The following is a 13,158-nucleotide window of genomic DNA, read 5'->3' on the forward strand; positions in this document are numbered from 1 at the left end:
CAAGCCCTCTCGTCCGGAGAAAGGCGCCAGAAGCAGTGGCCGACCGCCTCATCGTCCGCGGTGCTCGCGAGCACAACCTCAAGAACGTCTCGCTCGACCTGCCCCGCGACTCCCTCATCGTCTTCACGGGCCTCTCCGGTTCCGGCAAGTCCTCGCTCGCCTTCGACACGATCTTCGCCGAGGGCCAGCGCCGCTACGTGGAGTCCCTGTCCTCCTACGCCCGCCAGTTCCTCGGGCAGATGGACAAGCCCGACGTGGACTTCATCGAGGGCCTCTCCCCGGCCGTCTCGATCGACCAGAAGTCCACCAACCGCAACCCCCGTTCGACCGTCGGCACGATCACCGAGGTCTACGACTACCTGCGCCTGCTGTTCGCCCGGATCGGCAAGCCGCACTGCCCGCACTGCGGCCGCCCGATCGCCAAGCAGTCGCCGCAGGCGATCGTCGACAAGGTGCTGGAGCTCGCCGAGGGCACCCGCTTCCAGGTGCTCAGCCCGGTGGTGCGCGAGCGCAAGGGCGAGTTCGTCGACCTCTTCGCCGACCTCCAGTCCAAGGGCTACTCGCGCGCCCGGGTGGACGGCGCCACGATCCAGCTCGCCGAGCCGCCGAAGCTCAAGAAGCAGGAGAAGCACACCGTCGAGGTGGTGATCGACCGCCTGACGGTCAAGGAGAGCGCCAAGCGGCGGCTCACCGACTCGGTGGAGACGGCCCTGCGGCTGTCCGGCGGCATGGTCGTGCTCGACTTCGTCGACCTCCCCGAGGACGACCCGGAGCGCGAGCGGATGTACTCCGAGCACCTCTACTGCCCGTACGACGACGTGTCGTTCGAGGAGCTGGAGCCGCGCTCGTTCTCCTTCAACTCGCCGTTCGGCGCCTGCCCGGACTGCTCGGGCCTGGGCAACCGGATGGAGGTGGACCCGGAGCTGGTGGTGCCCGACGCCGAGCGCTCGCTGGACGAGGGCGCCATCCACCCGTGGTCGGCCGGGCACGCCAAGGAGTACTTCCAGCGCCTGATCGACGCGCTCGCCGGGGAGCTGGGCTTCCGCACCGACATCCCCTGGGCCGGTCTGCCGGCCCGGGCGAAGAAGGCGCTGCTGTACGGGCACAAGCACGAGGTGCAGGTCCGCTACCGCAACCGATTCGGCCGCGAGCGCTCGTACAGCACGGGCTTCGAGGGCGCCGTGCCGTTCATCCAGCGCCGGCACACCGAGGCGGAGAGCGACAGCAGCCGCGAGCGCTTCGAGGGCTACATGCGCGAGGTGCCCTGCCCGACGTGCCAGGGCACCCGGCTCAAGCCGGTGGTGCTGGCGGTGACGGTCGAGGAGAAGTCGATCGCCGACGTCTCGGCGATGTCGATCAGCGACTGCGCCGAGTTCCTGGGCGCGATGAAGCTCAACGACCGGGACAAGCAGATCGCCGAGCGCGTCCTCAAGGAGGTCAACGAGCGGCTGCGCTTCCTGGTCGACGTCGGCCTGGACTACCTCTCGCTGAACCGGGCGGCCGGCACGCTGTCCGGCGGCGAGGCCCAGCGCATCCGGCTGGCCACCCAGATCGGCTCCGGCCTGGTCGGCGTGCTGTACGTGCTGGACGAGCCGTCCATCGGCCTGCACCAGCGGGACAACCACCGGCTGATCGAGACGCTGGTGCGGCTGCGCGACATCGGCAACACGCTGATCGTGGTCGAGCACGACGAGGACACCATCAAGACCGCGGACTGGGTGGTCGACATCGGCCCGGGCGCCGGCGAGCACGGCGGCCGGGTGGTGCACTCCGGCTCGCTGAAGCAGCTGCTCGGCAACAAGGAGTCGCTGACCGGCCAGTACCTGTCCGGCAAGCGGTCCATCCCGATCCCGGCAAGTCGCCGCGAGCGGGACAGGAAGCGCCAGCTGACCGTCCACGGCGCCCGCGAGCACAACCTCAAGGACGTCACGGTCGGCTTCCCGCTGGGCACCTTCACCGCGATCACCGGCGTCTCCGGCTCCGGCAAGTCGACGCTGGTCAACGACATCCTCTACACCCACCTCGCCCGGGAGCTGAACGGCGCCCGCAGCGTGCCCGGCCGGCACACCCGGATCACCGGCACCGACCAGGTGGACAAGGTGGTGCACGTCGACCAGTCACCGATCGGGCGCACCCCGCGCTCCAACCCGGCGACGTACACCGGCGTGTTCGACCACGTCCGCCGGCTCTTCGCGGAGACGCAGGAGGCCAAGGTCCGCGGCTACCTGCCGGGCCGGTTCTCCTTCAACGTCAAGGGCGGCCGCTGCGAGAACTGCTCGGGCGACGGCACCATCAAGATCGAGATGAACTTCCTGCCCGACGTCTACGTGCCGTGCGAGGTCTGCCACGGCGCCCGGTACAACCGGGAGACGCTGGAGGTCCACTACAAGGGCAAGTCGATCGCCGAGGTGCTGGACATGCCGATCGAGGAGGCGCTGGCCTTCTTCGAGGCAGTCCCGGCGATCGCCCGGCACCTGCGGACGCTCAACGACGTCGGCCTCGGCTACGTCCGGCTCGGCCAGTCCGCGCCGACGCTGTCCGGCGGCGAGGCGCAGCGCGTCAAGCTCGCCTCCGAGCTGCAGAAGCGCTCCACCGGGCGGACGGTCTACGTGCTGGACGAGCCGACCACCGGTCTGCACTTCGAGGACATCAGCAAGCTGATCAAGGTGCTCAGCGGCCTGGTGGAGAAGGGCAACACGGTGATCGTCATCGAGCACAACCTCGACGTCATCAAGACCGCCGACTGGGTCGTCGACATGGGCCCCGAGGGCGGCTCCGGCGGCGGCACGGTCGTCGCCGAGGGCACCCCGGAGCAGATCGCGGCCGTCCCCGAGAGCCACACCGGCAAGTTCCTTCGGGACATCCTGCCGGGGGACTTCGCGGACGCCCCGGTCGCCGCCCCGGCCAAGCGGGCGCCGCGCAAGCGCGCCGCCGCGGCGAAGAAGTAGGCCCGCCCGCCCGGCCGCGCCCGGCCGTTCCCGTCGCCCCCGGAGGGCGGGAGCGGCGGGAGCGGCCGGGCGCGTGCGGCATAGAATTCCGTGGTCCCTCGCAGCAGCAGCAACCGTAGGAGCACACCGATGTCCGAGGCCCCCGAGACCAGCCCCACCGCCTCCCGCCGCACCCTGCTCTGCGGGGCCGCGGCCGTGCTGGCGACCGGCGGCGCCGTGGCGGTCACCGGCTGCGGTTCGTCGTCCTCCTCCTCCGGCGGCGGCAGCGCCAAGGGCCCGGTGGACCTCGGCGCGGCCTCGGCGGTGCCGGTGGGCGGCGGAAAGGTCTTCCGCGAGCAGAAGATCGTCGTCACCCAGCCGACCGAAGGGCAGTACAAGGCCTTCAGCGCCAAGTGCACCCACGCCGGCTGCATCGTCGACCAGGTGAAGGACCAGCAGATCGACTGCCCCTGCCACGGCAGCCGGTTCTCCGTCACCGACGGCGCCGTGCTGGACGGCCCGGCCCCCACCCCGCTGCCCGCCTACGCCGTCACGGTCGAGGGCGGGAACCTCAAGGTGACCCCGAGCTGACGCAGTTGACCTCCCCGTCGATCACCCCTCCGCAGCACCGGCCCCACTCGGTACGGTGGACCCATGGCTGACCCGAGCACCTACCGCCCGGCTCCGGGCGCGATCCCCACCTCACCGGGCGTCTACAAGTTCCGCGACGCCCACGGGCGGGTCATCTACGTCGGCAAGGCCAAGAGCCTGCGGCCGCGCCTGTCGTCCTACTTCCAGGACCTGGCCGGCCTGCACCCGCGGACCGCGACCATGGTCACCACCGCGGCCTCGGTGGAGTGGACGGTGGTCGACACCGAGGTCGAGGCGCTCCAGCTGGAGTACTCCTGGATCAAGGAGTTCGACCCGCGGTTCAACGTCAAGTACCGCGACGACAAGAGCTATCCGGAGCTCGCGGTCACCCTGAACGAGGAGTACCCGCGGGTCCAGGTGATGCGCGGGGCGCACAAGAAGGGCGTGCGCTACTTCGGCCCGTACGGGCACGCCTGGGCGATCCGCGAGACGGTCGACCTGCTGCTGCGCGTCTTCCCCGTCCGCACCTGCTCCAACGGCGTGTTCAAGCGCGCCCGCCAGGTCGGCCGGCCCTGCCTGCTCGGCTACATCGGCAAGTGCGCCGCACCCTGCGTCGGCAAGGTCTCGGCGGACGAACACCGGGCGCTCGCCGAGGACTTCTGCGACTTCATGGCCGGGCGCACCGGCAACTACCTGCGCCGGCTGGAAGACCAGATGCGCGAGGCCGCCGAGGAGATGGAGTACGAGCGGGCGGCCCGGCTGCGCGACGACATCGGCGCCCTCAAGCGCGCGATGGAGAAGAACGCCATCGTGCTCGCCGACGCCACCGACGCCGACCTGCTGGCCCTGGCCGAGGACGAACTGGAGGCCGCCGTCCAGATCTTCCACGTCCGCGGCGGCCGGGTGCGCGGCCAGCGCGGCTGGGTCACCGACAAGGTCGAGGACGTCGACACCGCCGCCCTGGTCGAGCACGCCCTCCAGCAGCTCTACGGCGGGGCCGGCCAGGACGAGCGCAACGAGTCCGTCCCGCGCGAGGTGCTGGTGCCCGCGCTGCCCGAGCCGGCCGCGCCGGTCCGGGAGTGGCTGAGCGGCCTGCGCGGCAGCCAGGTCGACCTGCGGATCCCGCAGCGCGGCGACAAGCGGGACCTGATGGCGACGGTGCAGCGCAACGCCCAGCAGGCGCTGGCCCTGCACAAGACCAAGCGCGCCTCCGACCTCACCACCCGCAGCCGCGCCCTGCAGGAGATCGCCGACGCCCTGGAACTGGACTCGGTGCCGCTGCGCATCGAGTGCTTCGACATCTCGCACCTCCAGGGCGAGGACGTGGTCGCCTCGATGGTCGTCTTCGAGGACGGCCTGGCCCGCAAGAGCGAGTACCGGCGCTTCCAGATCAAGGGCTTCGAGGGCCAGGACGACGTCCGCTCGATGCACGAGGTGATCAGCCGCCGCTTCCGCCGCTACCTCCAGGAGCGCGAGCAGACCGGCGAGTGGGCCGTTCCCGAGGAGGACGACCCGGGCGCCGCCGGGGACGACCACCGCACCGAGGACGGCCGCCCCAGGCGCTTCGCCTACCCGCCGCAGCTGCTGGTCGTCGACGGCGGCCAGCCGCAGGTCGCCGCCGCCCGGCGGGCCCTGGACGAACTCGGCATCGACGACGTCGCGCTGTGCGGCCTCGCCAAGCGGCTGGAGGAGGTGTGGCTGCCCGGCGAGGACGACCCGGTCGTCCTGCCGCGCTCCAGCGAGGGCCTCTACCTGCTCCAGCGGGTCCGCGACGAGGCCCACCGCTTCGCGATCGGCTACCAGCGCAGCAAGCGTTCCAAGCGACTCACCGCCGGGGAACTGGACTCCGTCCCGGGCCTCGGCGAGACTCGCCGCCAGGCGCTGCTCAAGCACTTCGGCTCGCTGAAGAGGCTCCGGGCCGCCACCGTCGACGAACTCTGCGCCGTACCCGGCATCGGACGCCGCACGGCGGAGACTGTTGCGGCGGCGTTGTCGTCCCGTACACCCGCCGCACCCGCGGTTAACACCGCGACCGGCGAGATCATCGAGGACGGGGCCGACCACGCCGCCGAGCCGGCGGCCGCAGCACCCCAGACCGCACCATCCCAGGAGACGCCATGACGGCCGACGCCGCCCGTCAGCCGGCGCGCCCGGCCCCCGCCCGCCCGTCCGGGCCGGGGAAGGTCGGCCGCGCCCCGCGCGTTCTCCCCAGCAGAAAGACCGAGAGCGGGGAACCGAAGTGACCGTGTCAGACGTGGCCGAGAACGCGCCGGAGCTGGTGATCATCTCCGGCATGTCCGGAGCCGGCCGCTCCACCGCAGCGAAGTGCCTGGAGGACCTGGGCTGGTTCGTGGTGGACAACCTGCCGCCGGCCCTGATCCCGACGATGGTCGACCTGGGCGCGCGCTCGCAGGGGAACGTCGCCCGGATCGGCGTGGTCGTGGACGTCCGCGGCCGCCAGTTCTTCGACGACCTGCTCACCTCGCTCGACGAGCTGGAGAAGCGCGGCGTCCGCCTCCGGGTGGTCTTCCTGGACTCCTCCGACGAGGCGCTGGTGCGCCGCTTCGAGAGCGTGCGCCGCCCGCACCCGCTCCAGGCCGACGGCCGGATCGTCGACGGCATCGCCCAGGAGCGCGACCTCCTGCGGGACCTGCGCGGCGAGGCCGACCTAGTGATCGACACCTCCAACCTCAACGTGCACCAGCTGCGGGCCAAGCTCGACGCCCAGTTCGCCGACCACGACGAGCCCGAGCTGCGCGCCACCGTGATGTCCTTCGGCTTCAAGTACGGGCTGCCCGTCGACGCCGACCTCGTGGTGGACTGCCGCTTCCTGCCCAACCCGCACTGGGTGCCCGAGCTGCGGGCCCGCACCGGCACCGACGCGGACGTCGCCGACTACGTGTTCCAGCAGCCCGGGGCCAACGAGTTCCTCAACGGCTACGCCGAGCTGCTGCGCATCGTCACCGAGGGGTACCGGCGCGAGGGGAAGCGCTACATGACGCTTGCCGTAGGCTGCACCGGTGGCAAGCACCGCAGCGTCGCGATGTCCGAGCGCCTGACCAAGCGTCTCATCGCGGACGGAGTGGAAACGGTGCTCGTCCACCGTGACATGGGACGGGAGTAACCGCCGCCTCCCTGCCGGGCCGCCGGCGAGGACCGGTGGCGGCGACGAGGAACGCGAGGTGAGTGTGGCGGGATACGTGCCCGGGCGGCAGCCGCAGAACAGGAGTGCCGACCGGGCGGGTGGCCCGCCCCGGCCGTCGGCCCCGAGCCGGCCGCGCAGCAGCCCCGCCCGGGCCAACCCGGCCCCCAGGATCACCGCGCTCGGCGGCGGCCAGGGGCTGTCCGCCTCGCTCTCCGCGCTGCGCCGCCTCACCAGCGACCTGACCGCGGTGGTCACCGTCGCCGACGACGGCGGCTCCAGCGGCCGGCTCCGCGCCGAGCTGGGCGTGCTGCCCCCCGGGGACCTGCGCAAGGCGCTGGCCGCGCTGTGCGGGGACGACGACTGGGGCCGCACCTGGTCCGAGGTGATCCAGCAGCGCTTCACCGGCAGCGGCGACCTGGGCGGTCACGCGGTCGGCAACCTGCTGATCGTCGCGCTCTGGGAGAAGCTGGGCGACCCGGTGGCCGCCCTGGAGTGGGTCGGCCGGCTGCTGAACGTCCAGGGCCGGGTGCTGCCGATGTCGGCGGTGCCGCTGGACATCGAGGCCTCCGTGCGCGGGCACGACCCGGAGCGGCCTGGCGAGGTGTCGGCCGTCCGCGGGCAGGCCAGCGTCGCGGTCACGCCGGGCACCGTGCAGTCGATCAGGCTGCTCCCGGACGAGCCCCCGGCCGTCCCGGAGGCGGTCACCGCGGTCCGCGAGGCGGACTGGGTGGTGCTCGGGCCCGGCTCCTGGTTCACCAGCGTGCTGCCGCACCTGCTGGTGCCCGAGCTGGCCAAGGCCCTCACCGAGACCCGCGCCCGGCGCCTGCTCACCCTGAACCTGGCCCCGCAGCCGGGCGAGACCGAGGGCTTTACCCCGCAGCGCCACCTGGAGGTGATCGCGGACCACGCTCCGGAGCTCGCCGTGGATGCGATCCTGGTGGACGAGCGCGCCGTCACCGGCGGCGCCTTCGGCCAGGCGGACCTGGCCGGTCTGGAGAAGGCCGCCGAACGGATGGGGGCCGCTCTGGTGCTCGGCCGGGTGGCCCGCACCGACGGCACCCCGCGACACGACCCGGAGCTGTTGGCAGCCGCGTACGACCGGATTTTCCGGACACATGGAAGGATCGGGCCATGGCGATGACTCCAGCGGTGAAGGACGAGATCAGCCGGCTCCCGGTCACCAGGGCCTGCTGCCGCAAGGCGGAGGTGTCGGCGATCCTGCGGTTCGCGGGCGGGCTGCACATCGTGAGCGGCCGCATCGTGATCGAGGCGGAGCTGGACACCGGCGCGGCCGCGCGACGGCTGCGCAAGGACCTGCTGGAGATCTTCGGTCACTCCTCCGACCTCGTGGTGATGGCCCCCGGCGGGCTGCGGCGCGGCAGCCGCTTCGTCGTGCGGGTGGTCAAGGACGGCGAGCTGCTCGCCCGCCAGACCGGTCTCGTGGACGGTCGCGGCCGACCGATCCGCGGGCTGCCCCCGGCGGTCGTCTCCGGCGCCACCTGCGACGCCGAGGCGGCCTGGCGCGGGGCCTTCCTGGCGCACGGCTCGCTCACCGAGCCCGGCCGCTCCTCCTCGCTGGAGATCACCTGCCCCGGCTCCGAGGCGGCCCTCGCCCTGGTCGGCGCGGCCCGCCGGCTCGGGATCCCGGCCAAGGCCCGCGAGGTGCGCGGCGTGGACCGGGTGGTGATCCGCGACGGTGACGCGATCGGCGCGCTGCTGACCCGGCTCGGCGCGCACGAGTCGGTGCTGGCCTGGGAGGAGCGCCGGATGCGGCGCGAGGTCCGGGCCACCGCCAACCGGCTGGCCAACTTCGACGACGCCAACCTGCGCCGCTCGGCCCGCGCGGCCGTGGCGGCCGGTGCCCGGGTCGCCCGGGCCCTGGAGATCCTCGGCGACGAGGTGCCCGAGCACCTGGCCGCGGCGGGTCAGCTGCGGATGCAGCACAAGCAGGCCTCGCTGGAGGAGCTGGGCGCGCTGGCGGACCCGCCGCTGACCAAGGACGCGGTGGCCGGCCGGATCCGCCGCCTGCTGGCGATGGCCGACAAGCGCGCCTCCGAGCTCGGGCTGCCGAGCACCGAGGCCAATCTGACCGACGAGATGGCGCTCAACTGACGATCACGCACAGTGACCGCTCGTGGTGAGCGATTTGCGGCCGGTGTCCGGATTGCGGGCACCGGCCGTCCTCGTCTCCGGGACCCGAAATTGGTCGAGACCACTGGCCCGGGACCAACTGCCCGGGCGGGCAAGGACGGTCGGCCTGAAATCGGGTTTACGCCGCGCCACGCCCCGTCTTGGCACGTGGCGCGATGTGCCCGGAAAGGCCCGGGAGGGGTAGGGTCATAGGCGGTCGGGGACTTCCCAAATCTCACCCCCGTCGGCTTAGCTCCGGCGTACCTAACGAGGAGATCGGTTCGTGACGATCCGGGTAGGCATCAACGGATTCGGCCGCATCGGCCGCAACTTCTTCCGCGCGGTCAAGGCCCAGGGCGCGGACATCGAGATCGTCGGTGTCAACGACCTGACTGACACGAAGACCCTGGCTCACCTGCTCAAGTACGACACCACGCTGGGCACCTTCCCCGGCCAGGTCTCGCACACCGAGGACAGCATCACCGTCGACGGCCACACCTTCAAGGTGTCCGCCGAGCGTGACCCGGCCAACCTGCCGTGGGCCGCCCTGGGCGCCGACATCGTCGTCGAGTCCACCGGCATCTTCACCAAGGCCGAGGCTGCGAAGAAGCACCTCGCCGCCGGTGCCAAGAAGGTCATCATCTCGGCGCCCGCCACCGACGAGGACGTCACCATCGTGATGGGCGTCAACGACGACAAGTACGACGCCGCCAACCACGACATCATCTCCAACGCCTCCTGCACCACCAACTGCGTGGCGCCGATGGCGAAGGTGCTGAACGAGAGCTTCGGCATCGTCAAGGGTCTGATGACCACGGTGCACGCGTTCACCAACGACCAGGTCACCCTGGACTTCCCGCACAAGGACCTGCGCCGCGCCCGCGCCGCGTCGCAGAACATCATCCCGACCTCGACCGGCGCCGCCAAGGCGACCGCCCTGGTCCTGCCGGAGCTGAAGGGCAAGCTGGACGGCACCTCGCTGCGCGTCCCGGTCCCGACCGGCTCCATCACGGACCTGGTCGTCACCCTCGAGCGCGAGGTCACCAAGGACGAGGTCAACGCCGCCTTCCAGAAGGCCGCGGAGGGTCCGCTCAAGGGCATCCTGACCTACACCGAGGACCCGATCGTCTCGTCGGACATCGTCAACGACCCGGCCTCCTGCATCTTCGACTCCCAGCTCACCATGGTCCAGGGCAACCAGGTCAAGGTGCTCGGCTGGTACGACAACGAGTGGGGCTACTCGAACCGCCTCGTCAACCTGACCGCCCTCGTCGGCGGGCAGCTCTGACGCAGTGGGAGCTGACGTGAGGTGAGGGCCAGGGCCCGGGCGGCGCACCATGCCGACCGGGCCCTGGTCATGCGTACAAGGACTTCTCAGGCGGCCCCTGCGCCGTGCCGCCTCTGCGCACCAACCATGTCCCCAGGAGACCGAAGAACCCGTGAAGACCATCGAAGACCTCGACGTCGCCGGCAAGCGCGTGTTCGTCCGCGCCGACCTGAACGTCCCGCTGGACGGCAGCACGATCACCGACGACGGTCGGATCCGTGCGGTCGCCCCGACCATCGCCAAGCTCGTCGAGCGCGGTGCCAAGGTCGTCGTCGCCTCCCACCTCGGCCGCCCCAAGGGTGAGCCGGACCCGCAGTACTCGCTCGCGCCGGCGGCCGTGCGCCTCGGCGAGATCCTCGGCAAGGACGTCGCCTTCGCCACCGACACCGTGGGCGAGAGCGCCAGCGCCGCCGTGGCCGCGCTGGCCGACGGCGGGGTCGTGCTGCTGGAGAACCTGCGCTTCAACGCCGGCGAGACCAGCAAGGACGACGCCGAGCGCGGCGCCTTCGCCGAGCAGCTCGCCGCCCTGGCCGACCTGTACGTCGGCGACGGCTTCGGCGCCGTGCACCGCAAGCACGCCTCGGTGTTCGACCTGCCGGCGCTGCTGCCGCACGCCGCCGGCGACCTGATCGCCACCGAGGTCGGCGTGCTGAAGAAGCTCACCGACGAGGTCGCCCGCCCGTACGTGGTCGTACTCGGCGGCGCCAAGGTGTCGGACAAGCTCGGCGTGATCGACAACCTGCTGAAGAAGGCCGACCGGATCCTCATCGGCGGCGGCATGGCGTACACCTTCCTCGCGGCCAAGGGCCACGAGGTCGGCATCTCCCTGCTGCAGAAGGACCAGATCCCGACCGTCCTGGAGTACCTGGCCGAGGCGGAGAAGCGGGGCGTCGAGTTCGTCCTGCCGGTGGACGTCCTGGTCTCCGCCGAGTTCCCCGACCTCAAGACCAAGGCCCCGGCCAACCCCACCGTCGTCGCCTCGGACGCCATCCCGGCCGACCAGGAGGGCCTGGACATCGGCCCGGCGACCCGCGAGCTGTACGCGGCCAAGCTGGCCGACGCCGGCACGGTGTTCTGGAACGGCCCGATGGGCGTCTTCGAGCACCCCGACTACGCGAACGGCACCAAGGCCGTCGCGCAGGCCCTGCTGGACAGCGACGCGTTCACCGTGGTCGGCGGCGGCGACTCCGCCGCGGCCGTCCGCATCCTGGGCTTCGACGAGAACGCATTCGGACACATCTCGACCGGCGGTGGCGCGAGCCTCGAGTACCTGGAGGGCAAGACCCTCCCCGGTCTCGCCGCCCTGGAAGGCTGAAGCAATGACTGAGCGTCTCCCGCTGATGGCGGGCAACTGGAAGATGAACCTCAACCACCTCGAGGCCATCCAGCACACCCAGAAGCTGGCGTTCGCGCTGGCCGACAAGGACTACGAGGCCGTCGAGGTCGCGGTCCTGGTCCCGTTCACCGACCTGCGGTCGGTGCAGACCCTGGTCGACGGCGACAAGCTGAAGATCAAGTACGGCTCGCAGGACATCTCGCAGCACGACTCCGGTGCCTACACCGGCGAGGTCTCCGGCCCGATGCTGGCCAAGCTCAAGTGCACCTACGCGGTGATCGGCCACTCGGAGCGCCGCCAGTACCACGGCGAGGACGAGGAGATCGTCAACGCCAAGGTCAAGGCCGCCTACCGGGCCGGGGTCACCCCGATCCTGTGCATCGGCGAGCCGCTGGACGTCCGCAAGGCCGGTACCCACGTCGAGTACACCCTGGCCCAGCTGGACGGCGGCCTGGCCGACGTCCCGGCCCACCAGGCCGAGTCCGTCGTGGTCGCCTACGAGCCGGTCTGGGCGATCGGCACCGGCGAGGTGGCCACCCCGGAGGACGCGCAGGAGGTCTGCGCCGCCATCCGGCAGCGCCTGGCCGAGCTGTACGACGCCGAGCTGGCCGGCAAGGTCCGCGTGCTGTACGGCGGTTCGGTGAAGTCGTCGAGCGCGGCCGGCCTGATGGCCAAGCCCGACGTCGACGGCGGCCTGATCGGCGGCGCCTCCCTGGACGCCGACGAGTTCGTCAAGATCGTGCGCTACCGTGAGCAGGCAGTAGGCTAACGCCGCTGCAGCAACGTAGGCTTTGGGGCCGGACCGCCGTACGCGGCCCGGCCCCTTCGCCGAAGATACGAGAGAGTTGGTCCCGTCGTGGTTCTCGGGTTCTCGATTGCCCTGATCATCTTCAGTCTGCTGATGATCCTGCTGGTGCTGCTGCACAAGGGGAAGGGCGGCGGCCTGTCGGACATGTTCGGTGGCGGCGCCATGTCCACCGGTGGTGGTTCGGCGGTGGCGGAGCGCAACCTGGACCGCATCACGATCGTGGTCGGTGTCGGCTGGTTCGCCAGCATCATCGTGCTGAGCCTGGTGCTGAAGTACAAGAGCTGACGTAACCCTGACGCCCCGTCGCCCGAGCGCCTATCCTGGGACGGTCGGGGGGCGGAGGCGATGGCGGTGGACGCTTAACTCCTGCTTACACTAGGACGACTTTCGCCACCGACGCGCACCGCGGCGGGTCGGCGCACCAGCACGCAGGGAGTCAGACCGTGGCAAGTGGCAACGCCATCCGTGGCAGCAGGGTCGGAGCCGGCCCGATGGGCGAGGCGGAGCGCGGCGAGTCCGCCCCCCGCAACCGGATCTCCTTCTGGTGCGCTAACAAGCACGAGACCCGTCCGAGCTTCGCCGCCGAGGCCGTCATCCCGGACACCTGGGACTGCCCGCGCTGCGGTTTCCCGGCCGGGCAGGACGAGCACAACCCGCCCGCGCCCTCGCGCAACGAGCCCTACAAGACCCACCTCGCGTACGTCCGCGAGCGGCGCACCGACGCCGACGGCGAGGCGATCCTCGCCGAGGCGCTGGCCAAGCTGCGCGGCGAGATCTGAGGTCGGACCGACCCGCGGGCCGCGGGCCGAGTGCTGAGAAGGGGCGCCACCGTCATCGACGGTGGCGCCCCTTTCGCGTCGGCGGCCGCTGCCGGCCCCCGTCCGCCGGACAGGG

Annotated in this window: 11 protein-coding genes; all 11 read left to right on the forward strand. The window is 71.4% G+C overall.

Annotated elements, in window-relative coordinates; all coding sequences use genetic code 11:
• Nucleotides 1-35 precede the first annotated feature (35 nt).
• The 11 genes from uvrA (at nucleotide 36) to AB0N04_RS24395 (ending at nucleotide 13,043) form a co-directional block, all read left to right on the forward strand.
• Nucleotides 36-2,948, forward strand: coding sequence for an excinuclease ABC subunit UvrA (gene uvrA, locus AB0N04_RS24345; RefSeq protein ID WP_360216023.1), 2,913 nt, complete (start codon nucleotides 36-38; stop codon nucleotides 2,946-2,948).
• A gap of 129 nt (nucleotides 2,949-3,077) precedes the next feature.
• Nucleotides 3,078-3,518: a Rieske (2Fe-2S) protein gene (locus tag AB0N04_RS24350; RefSeq protein ID WP_360216026.1), complete on the forward strand. Its 441-nt coding sequence runs from the start codon at nucleotides 3,078-3,080 to the stop codon at nucleotides 3,516-3,518.
• Nucleotides 3,519-3,581: 63 nt separating this feature from the next.
• Nucleotides 3,582-5,639: an excinuclease ABC subunit UvrC gene (gene uvrC / locus AB0N04_RS24355; RefSeq protein ID WP_360216029.1), complete on the forward strand. Its 2,058-nt coding sequence runs from the start codon at nucleotides 3,582-3,584 to the stop codon at nucleotides 5,637-5,639.
• 118 nt (nucleotides 5,640-5,757) lie between these two features.
• A complete protein-coding gene (gene rapZ, locus AB0N04_RS24360) occupies nucleotides 5,758-6,642 on the forward strand; it encodes an RNase adapter RapZ (protein WP_270143324.1) in 885 nt (294 codons plus the stop codon).
• A gap of 190 nt (nucleotides 6,643-6,832) precedes the next feature.
• Complete coding sequence (gene yvcK, locus AB0N04_RS24365; RefSeq protein ID WP_360216068.1) at nucleotides 6,833-7,804, forward strand: uridine diphosphate-N-acetylglucosamine-binding protein YvcK; 972 nt, start codon at nucleotides 6,833-6,835, stop codon at nucleotides 7,802-7,804.
• Nucleotides 7,795-8,775 (forward strand): DNA-binding protein WhiA, encoded by a 981-nt coding sequence (gene whiA / locus AB0N04_RS24370; protein WP_218199523.1) that lies wholly within the window; start codon nucleotides 7,795-7,797, stop codon nucleotides 8,773-8,775. The genes yvcK and whiA overlap by 10 nt, the downstream gene beginning before the upstream one ends.
• A 301-nt stretch (nucleotides 8,776-9,076) precedes the next feature.
• Nucleotides 9,077-10,081 carry a type I glyceraldehyde-3-phosphate dehydrogenase gene (gene gap / locus AB0N04_RS24375; RefSeq protein WP_360216032.1) on the forward strand — a complete coding sequence of 335 codons (1,005 nt, stop codon included), beginning with the start codon at nucleotides 9,077-9,079 and terminating at the stop codon, nucleotides 10,079-10,081.
• A 151-nt stretch (nucleotides 10,082-10,232) separates the two neighbouring features.
• Nucleotides 10,233-11,435, forward strand: coding sequence for a phosphoglycerate kinase (locus tag AB0N04_RS24380; protein WP_360216035.1), 1,203 nt, complete (start codon nucleotides 10,233-10,235; stop codon nucleotides 11,433-11,435).
• A 4-nt stretch (nucleotides 11,436-11,439) separates the two neighbouring features.
• The gene (tpiA, locus tag AB0N04_RS24385) at nucleotides 11,440-12,225 is read left to right on the forward strand and encodes a triose-phosphate isomerase (RefSeq protein ID WP_360216038.1); all 786 of its coding nucleotides are present in this window, start codon (nucleotides 11,440-11,442) and stop codon (nucleotides 12,223-12,225) included.
• Between the two features lie 87 nt (nucleotides 12,226-12,312).
• Entirely contained in the window at nucleotides 12,313-12,549 is a 237-nt protein-coding gene (secG, locus tag AB0N04_RS24390) for a preprotein translocase subunit SecG (RefSeq protein WP_360216041.1), read from the forward strand.
• 158 nt (nucleotides 12,550-12,707) lie between these two features.
• A complete protein-coding gene (locus AB0N04_RS24395; protein WP_035841977.1) occupies nucleotides 12,708-13,043 on the forward strand; it encodes an RNA polymerase-binding protein RbpA in 336 nt (111 codons plus the stop codon).
• Nucleotides 13,044-13,158: the final 115 nt, after the last annotated feature.

This window comes from Kitasatospora sp. NPDC051702 (assembly GCF_040681575.1).
Taxonomy (GTDB): domain Bacteria; phylum Actinomycetota; class Actinomycetes; order Streptomycetales; family Streptomycetaceae; genus Kitasatospora.

Excerpts from the sequence above, each read along its gene's own strand:
- AB0N04_RS24350 (WP_360216026.1), top strand. The coding sequence starts at position 3,078 with ATGTCCGAGGCCCCCGAGACCAGCCCCACCGCCTCCCGCCGCACCCTG.
- uvrC (WP_360216029.1), top strand. The coding sequence starts at position 3,582 with ATGGCTGACCCGAGCACCTACCGCCCGGCTCCGGGCGCGATCCCCACC.
- whiA (WP_218199523.1), top strand. The coding sequence starts at position 7,795 with ATGGCGATGACTCCAGCGGTGAAGGACGAGATCAGCCGGCTCCCGGTC.
- tpiA (WP_360216038.1), top strand. The coding sequence starts at position 11,440 with ATGACTGAGCGTCTCCCGCTGATGGCGGGCAACTGGAAGATGAACCTC.